8 protein-coding genes are annotated in these 6,839 nt (G+C 43.1%); 6 read left to right on the top strand and 2 right to left on the bottom strand.

Features of this window, described 5'->3' with window-relative positions; translation table 11 throughout:
- Window positions 1-108 precede the first annotated feature (108 nt).
- The 6 genes from tsaB to VLN09_RS02005 all read left to right on the top strand — a co-directional run bounded on the left by tsaB (window position 109) and on the right by VLN09_RS02005 (window position 4,654).
- Window positions 109-792: a tRNA (adenosine(37)-N6)-threonylcarbamoyltransferase complex dimerization subunit type 1 TsaB gene (gene tsaB, locus VLN09_RS02030; RefSeq protein WP_325243552.1), complete on the top strand. Its 684-nt coding sequence runs from the start codon at window positions 109-111 to the stop codon at window positions 790-792.
- A gap of 104 nt (window positions 793-896) precedes the next feature.
- Complete coding sequence (locus tag VLN09_RS02025) at window positions 897-1,739, top strand: undecaprenyl-diphosphate phosphatase (RefSeq protein ID WP_325243551.1); 843 nt, start codon at window positions 897-899, stop codon at window positions 1,737-1,739.
- Window positions 1,740-1,806: 67 nt separating this feature from the next.
- Complete coding sequence (locus VLN09_RS02020; RefSeq protein WP_325243550.1) at window positions 1,807-2,697, top strand: class I SAM-dependent methyltransferase; 891 nt, start codon at window positions 1,807-1,809, stop codon at window positions 2,695-2,697.
- Between the two features lie 65 nt (window positions 2,698-2,762).
- Window positions 2,763-3,005, top strand: a complete 243-nt coding sequence (locus tag VLN09_RS02015; protein WP_325243549.1) for a hypothetical protein — start codon at window positions 2,763-2,765, stop codon at window positions 3,003-3,005.
- Window positions 3,006-3,063: 58 nt separating this feature from the next.
- On the top strand, window positions 3,064-3,987 hold the full coding sequence (gene ubiA, locus VLN09_RS02010) for a 4-hydroxybenzoate octaprenyltransferase (RefSeq protein WP_325243548.1): 924 nt from the start codon (window positions 3,064-3,066) through the stop codon (window positions 3,985-3,987).
- A complete protein-coding gene (locus VLN09_RS02005) occupies window positions 3,980-4,654 on the top strand; it encodes a DUF4112 domain-containing protein (RefSeq protein ID WP_325243547.1) in 675 nt (224 codons plus the stop codon). Before ubiA ends, VLN09_RS02005 begins: the two co-directional genes overlap by 8 nt.
- A gap of 108 nt (window positions 4,655-4,762) precedes the next feature.
- Here VLN09_RS02005 and VLN09_RS02000 read toward each other — a convergent pair whose 3' ends face one another.
- The gene (locus VLN09_RS02000; RefSeq protein ID WP_325243546.1) at window positions 4,763-5,383 is read right to left on the bottom strand and encodes a hypothetical protein; all 621 of its coding nucleotides are present in this window, start codon (window positions 5,381-5,383) and stop codon (window positions 4,763-4,765) included.
- 59 nt (window positions 5,384-5,442) lie between these two features.
- The coding region (mnmC, locus tag VLN09_RS01995; RefSeq protein WP_325243545.1) for an FAD-dependent 5-carboxymethylaminomethyl-2-thiouridine(34) oxidoreductase MnmC at window positions 5,443-6,839 on the bottom strand (1,397 nt) is incomplete at its 5' end.

The following is a 6,839-nucleotide window of genomic DNA, read 5'->3' as shown; positions in this document are numbered from 1 at the left end:
AAGAAAGTATGAAAAATTATGAAAAATATAGAAAGTCGGTCAATTAATCTGTCCTAAATGCTATGATAGCCGCTGTTTATAATGGCAAGCAAATAAGCCGAGGTGATGATGTTTTTAGCAATGGATACCGTGTTTGATCAGTGTTCGATCGCAATTTTAGATGCTAATGGTCAGCTGCTATCGAGTCATACTGAGACGGGTCAGCGCCAGCAGACGCAGCAGATCTTACCGATGATTGATGCGGCATTATCTGAGGCGCAGCTAAAACTGGCTGATATACAAGCTCTTATCTTTAACCGAGGTCCTGGCGCCTTTAGCGGTATACGGATTAATACTGCCGTAGTACAAGCACTGTCGGTGGCGCATGACATTCCTTGTGTGGGTGTTTCAAGCTTACAAGCGATTGCGCAAGCGGCGTATCAGCAGCAGGGTTTGAGCGAAGTATATAGTGCGCTTGATGCGCGTATGCAGCAGGTATATTTTGGGCGATATGCGGTAATAGACAATATTATGCAGCCTGTTAATCAAGACAATGGTGAAGATACTGAGCAGTTACTTGATTATGATAGCCAGACAGCGCTAGATATTCCTATCGTTGGTAATGGTGCCAGTTTATTAAGTCTGCATAACAGTCAGATAATCCATGCTGATATTCATCCTGATGCTACTGTGATAGGGCAGCTCGGCATGGCTCAGTTTATGGTCAATGGTGGAACAGAAGCGGCGCAAGCTCTACCAAAATATTTACGCAATCAAGCATGGAAAACGTTGAAAGAGCAAGGTAAGACATAGTATAGGATTTTCTATATAACGTGCAGCGATAATAATAGCAGTATGAATATAACAATATAAAACAGACGCTTGTACTGTTTTTGAGACTTTTTAGGAACAACGTTGTGGATATCATTTTATTAATTCAAGCTGTTATCATGGGTATCGTTGAAGGTATCACTGAATTTTTACCCATCTCGAGCACAGGATATTTAATTTTATCTGCTGATTTGATGGGTTTTTGGACCAAAGAAAAGGTCGATTTGTTTATCGTGGTGGTGCAGTTTGGCGCTATTTTAGCAGTCATTTATGACTACTGGGGTCGACTCTGGCAAGCATTGATGGGTCTGCTGACGGGTAAAGCAGAGGGCATGAGTAATCCGCGCCAGCTTGGACTTAGCTTAATTGTTGCCACTATTCCGGTGATGATTGTTGGTTTTACCTTTGCTGATGAGATTAAAGCCTATTTATTTAATCCTATTGTCGTGGCGATTATGCTGATTATCGGTGGTTTGCTGATATTTTATGTTGAAAATCGCCCGAAAGCTATTATTGCAGAAGAAGCAGAAGACGTAAGCCTAAAGACAGCTTTGATGATAGGTCTGCTGCAATGTTTGGCATTAATACCCGGTACATCACGCTCAGGTGCGACCATTATTGGTGCTTTATGGCTTGGCGTCTCACGTAAAGCTTCTGCTGAGTTTTCCTTCTTTTTGGGTATTCCGGTTATTATTGGTGCGGCACTACTAGATTTTATTAAGCATCGTGACGTTTTGACCAGTAGCGAAGATTGGTTAGTGCTAGGCATTGGCACTGTCGTTTCATTTATCGTCGCCTTGCTTTGTATTCGCTTATTGGTCGCTTGGGTCAGCCGTCGTGACTTTAAAGTTTTTGCATGGTTGCGTATTATCACCGGCATCATCGTATTGGTCGCTGCTTGGGGTTTCGGCTATCAAATGGTAGGCTAAACTTTATAATGGAATGGTTTTTGATAGCAAATCATGATGGTGTAAGTATTAGAAAGGAATGGCAGTCATGAGCAATGTAAAGCACGTACCGACCGCTGTTATAAATTGCCAACTACTTTATGTTAGTGAGTCGCAGGCAAGTCAAGTCGACAGCCTACAAGCGCTAGTAGCTGAGCATGCGCTACCCATTATTTTGAATACTGAACTAGCAACAGATAAATTAACTCAAAAACGTCGCCAGCAATTAAGCCAGACAGCTACCCAACCTATATTGCTGTTGGATGAAAAAGATAAGCTCTCATGGTTGAGTGATGGATTAAGCATTGCCCCTGAATGGGATAAATTACAACGGCGTGTAGTAAGTGCAGGGCGTAAGTCTGAGCTTTTATTACAAGCGGCGAAAATCACCGCGGATAGTCAGGTCATTGATGCAACCGCAGGCTTTGGTCATGACAGTCTGATACTAGCGAGTACTGGTGCACAAGTCACCATGCTTGAGCAGCAGCCATTGATGGCATTATTGTTGCTTGTAGAGCAGCGGCGTATGAGTGCGCTGCCAAATTGGCAAAAGCTGATGTCACGTTTGCATATTATTAATATCGATGCGCTGAGTTATTTTGCCAGATTTAATAACCATTTAGAGGCGGATAATGAGCAAGTCGTTGATGTGATATATCTTGATCCTATGTTTCCAGAAGATAGCTACCAAGATAGTAAGACGGGTAAGGGCGCTAAAGTTGGTAAGCATATGCAGGCATTGCATCAATTGGCACGTCCGCCAACACTAGATGAAGAGCAGCAATTACTACAGCATGCGCAAATAGTCGTCAGTCAACCGAGTCGAAAACAAGGACGTGTCATCGTCAAGCGTCCACAGTTTGCGCCGTTACTTGCTCACCTAGAGCCAAGTGAGAGCTGGAGTAATGAAGCGGTGCGTTTTGACGGCTACTTTGTTTGATGATGATTACTGTATTTGGTTAATAAATTCAGAGCATTTACGTTTAATAAGTTTAGGAGCAGGGAATGTTGACGCTAATAATATGGATCATGGGTGCCGCACTATTATTGATAAATATCATTTTACGCACTCGAATATTAATACTTGAAGCACGTTTAAAAGAGTTCAGTCGTCCTGAAGATTATTTAGCTTTTTTGCGTCAGCAAGCAGCACAAAAAAATAAAATGCCTGCGATTAAAGCCTTGCGCAAACAATACCCTGAGTTGTCCCTACTTGAAGCAAATAAATTGTGGCAACAAATTCAGTAGCACATAGCTCGCATATCAGTACGTCTATAAAATCCTCTATTGATGATATTAAAACGCCATGACATTTAAAGACAAACTACAAGCCTATATTCAGCTGACACGCTTTGATAAACCGGTCGGTATTGAGCTGCTACTATGGCCAACACTATGGGGCGTATTATTGGCTGCGATGGGGCAGGTACAGCAAAAAGGTGCGGGCGTGACAGCGGGTTTGCCGAGCCTCGATATTTTTGTTATTTTTGCCCTTGGTGCGATATTGATGCGGGCGGCAGGCTGTGCGATTAATGACTTTGCCGATCGTAAAGTCGACGGTCATGTGAACCGTACTAAGGGTCGTCCGTTAGCCGATGGTCGTTTGTCGGGTAAAGAGGCAATTGCGGCATTTTTAGTATTGGTGTTATTGAGTGCCAGTTTGCTGCTGTTTTTACCCGTTCAGGTGTTTTATTGGTCATTCGGTGCCGTGATATTGGCCTTTATTTATCCATTTATGAAGCGCTATACGCATTTGCCGCAAGTGTTTTTGGCAGCTGCTTTTGGTTGGGCGATACCGATGGCATATGTCGCGATACAAGGCGCGCCTGATATCTGGTGTTGGCTGTTATTTATTGCCTATATGTGCTGGACAGTAGCTTATGATACCCAGTATGCAATGGCTGACCGTGAGGATGATTTAAAAATAGGGGTCAAATCAACAGCGATATTATTTGGTCGTTATGATGTGATTATCATCTCGTTACTACAGATGTTGTTTTTAGTTATCATGGGCGCTGTAATGTGGCATTATTTTGCCCCGACTAGCTTAGGTATTACGCCAGTATTTGGCTTGGCGTTAGTCGCGATGATGTTTGCCAAGCAAAACAGCGCTTGTTCCAGTCGCAATGCTTTAGCTTGTTTTCAAGCATTTTTAGCTAATATATGGGTGGGACGTTATGTCTTTGCTCTCATAGCAATAGCTTGTATATGGACGACTTTTAATGGATAACTTCAATAAATTTTCGAGATTAAAAGCTAAGAAACCCTCTGCGCATGGTGCCTCTAAGATAGATTATGAGAAGAGACTGGCTGAGCATGGTTTGACGCGCGAGCAAGTCATTGAAACTGAGCGTAAATTAGCAAAGTTTGCCAATACCATGGATTCTCTGGTGCGGGTTCCGTTTACCAAGCAAGGTATGGGTGCGGATGCAGCGCTTTCGACCATTCCGCTGGCAGGGGATTTAGCAGGTCTGGTGTTAACCAGCTATGCGTTTATATTAGGTCGTCAGCTGGGCGTCCCTGCGCATAAAATGACGCCAGCCGTTAGATTGGCGCTTATCGATATGGTGGTCGGTATCGTACCTGGTATCGGGACGCTGTTGGACGTGTTTATTCGTCCCAGTCGTAAGACCTTGGGTATCGTGCATGAGCACCTGCAAGACGAGTATGGGATTACCGAGACCATACATATGGATCGACCGTTTTTGCATCAATCCCTTGAAGATAGGCAGCAGAGTCGTTTTGGTGCTTTTTGGCGCAATCCAGTGGTTGCTTGGCTGTATTTACATATTCCTGATATGTTGGGGCTCATTGTTATTGTTATCATCGGTTGGGGCTTATGGTCATTGGTGAGCTGGCTTGTGAGTTTGTTTGGTAAAACAACGGGATTTGGTTAAATAACAGCAAAGCAGGTCAAATCAATAGTAAAAAAGGCAGCAACGATATCAACGTTTGCTGCCTTTTTTATTGCCTGTTTCTACTATCGGTTTCTAGGGTTATAAAGCTTACTCAGTAATCACTTCTGCATCCGCACTAATGGCATCAAAGCTTGTCATTTTATTGTTTTGAATAAAGTCGATCGTACCGCCGCCAGCATGGCTGACCAGCTGAATACTGCCATCACTTGAGCGATAGGTAGGATTATTCCCTTGACCTTCAGGCGCGCTCAAAGTTATTTTTGGCTTGTTCGGTAAGGTGATAATAGCATTGAGCATACTCGCCGCCGAAGTCTCAAAAATGACGGATAATGATTCACCTGTAGCACTTTGATATTTAACATCAGTGATCTGAGTGCCTTTAATCGCTTGCTCTGGATTCGGTGCTAGAGCAGGGTCATTGATTGAGGTATCGGTTGTGCCAAGATTGTCCTCTAGCTCCGCTAAGCTCATATCTTGTTCTGGATTTACAGCAGACGTATTGGCATTGATATCATCATCAACCATGGGCACGTTAATGTTAGAAGTCACAGGCGTCGTTTGTACTGTCGCTTCAGTGATTGTCTCATTATTTGCTTCAGGTTCTGGTGTTTTTTGACAGGCATTTAGTAGTGATAAACTCAAAAAAATGGCAGAAATAGCCTGAAAGTACGATTTTGATTTTGTTAAGGTAAAAAGATAGGTTTTCATAATAAGACCGCTATCCATTGATGAATGTCATAGTTAGGCATACATTTAAAGTATTGAACCTAAAGTATTGATTGACGTGCTTTATGTAGCCGTGCCCGATTGGGCGATAATCGCGTCAACATAACAGCCGATAACGGCGTAAAACAGCCTAACAGCATATCTGCTAATGCTTCAGCACATATCGGTGCCAGCGCATAGCCTTTTGCGCCCATCGCTGACATTGTCCATAAACGCTTGCTTTGTGCGAGCAGACCAAGCAGTGGATGATAGTCAATCGTCTGTGTACGAATGCCAGCACGCGCATGCCATGTACTGGTATCATTTGGCAACACACTACTTAATTCAGGCATATCTTCAATCAATTTATCATAATTTTGCTGATTTTCTTCACTGCGGACATCAGTATTTGCATCACCATCTATAAAGCTTGCACCAAGTAAAAACTGTGGCTGATTTTCGCTAATCGTGTTCAATGTCGCATCACCACTTTGCCCAATAAATGTTGCACAGTAGCCACTATATTTAAGCGGTATCTTGGGTAGCTTGGCTAGTTGTTCAGCAGTTGGAGTAAGCCAAGACAGTTGACCACGGATAGTACGGCACTTAACGATACGTTTATCTAGTTGATAACTTTCATAAGCAGTGCAAATCACAACATGGTCAGCTGAAATAGTCGAAGAGGCTTGGCTAGTATGATTATCACTTTTATTGCCTGTGACAGTAACATCATCTGTATTTTCTTCAATAGCAGTAATATGAAGCTGCTGATAAGTAATATTTGGGTGCGCAAGGATAACGGTTTTTAAGGCTTGTGGATTGACCAAGCCAGCCTGCGGTAGATACAAATTAGCGGCTAAATCTTTGTTTTTTAGACCGCTTATATCTCTTGCTTCTTCAGTGCGGATGGTCGTTGCCATTGAGTTTGGGTAATCTGCAATTTGCTCTGTGCCAATATTGGTTTTTACCAACAAATCTAGCGTGCCAGTCTGCTCAAGTATCAGCGGCGATTTTTGCAAAGCGGCTTGCGTGTTAAAATAGCGATATAATCTGCCACTGTATAAATAGCCAATAGAATGCAGATGCTCATAGACATGATGAATAGGCGTCATGTTTGGTGCGAGGAGGGCGCGCGGATTACCGGATGCACCTGCAAGCGGTGTCTCTTTATCTAAAATAGTTACATTGATACCGCGATTGGCTAGCGTCCATGCAGTTAGCAGCCCCGCCACGCCAGCACCAATAATGACTATATGATTAGGAATATTATCGTTAGGAGCATTGAATAAAGGCGCCTCATTAGGTAAGGCTGAAATACGCTCATCTAGAGATGACATCTCGCTCATCATTGCCGTGAGCATCTCTCGCTTAGGCCCAAAGCCTTTAACTTTTTTAATGATAAAACCATGCGACTGTAGCCCGCGTTTGACGATACCAGCACAGCTATAAGTAGCAGCAG

Source organism: Psychrobacter sp., from assembly GCF_035469765.1.
In the GTDB taxonomy this organism is placed as follows: Bacteria; Pseudomonadota; Gammaproteobacteria; order Pseudomonadales; family Moraxellaceae; genus Psychrobacter.
The sequence above is the reverse complement of the archived record's forward strand: the minus strand, read 5'-3'. Positions and strand labels throughout refer to the sequence as shown.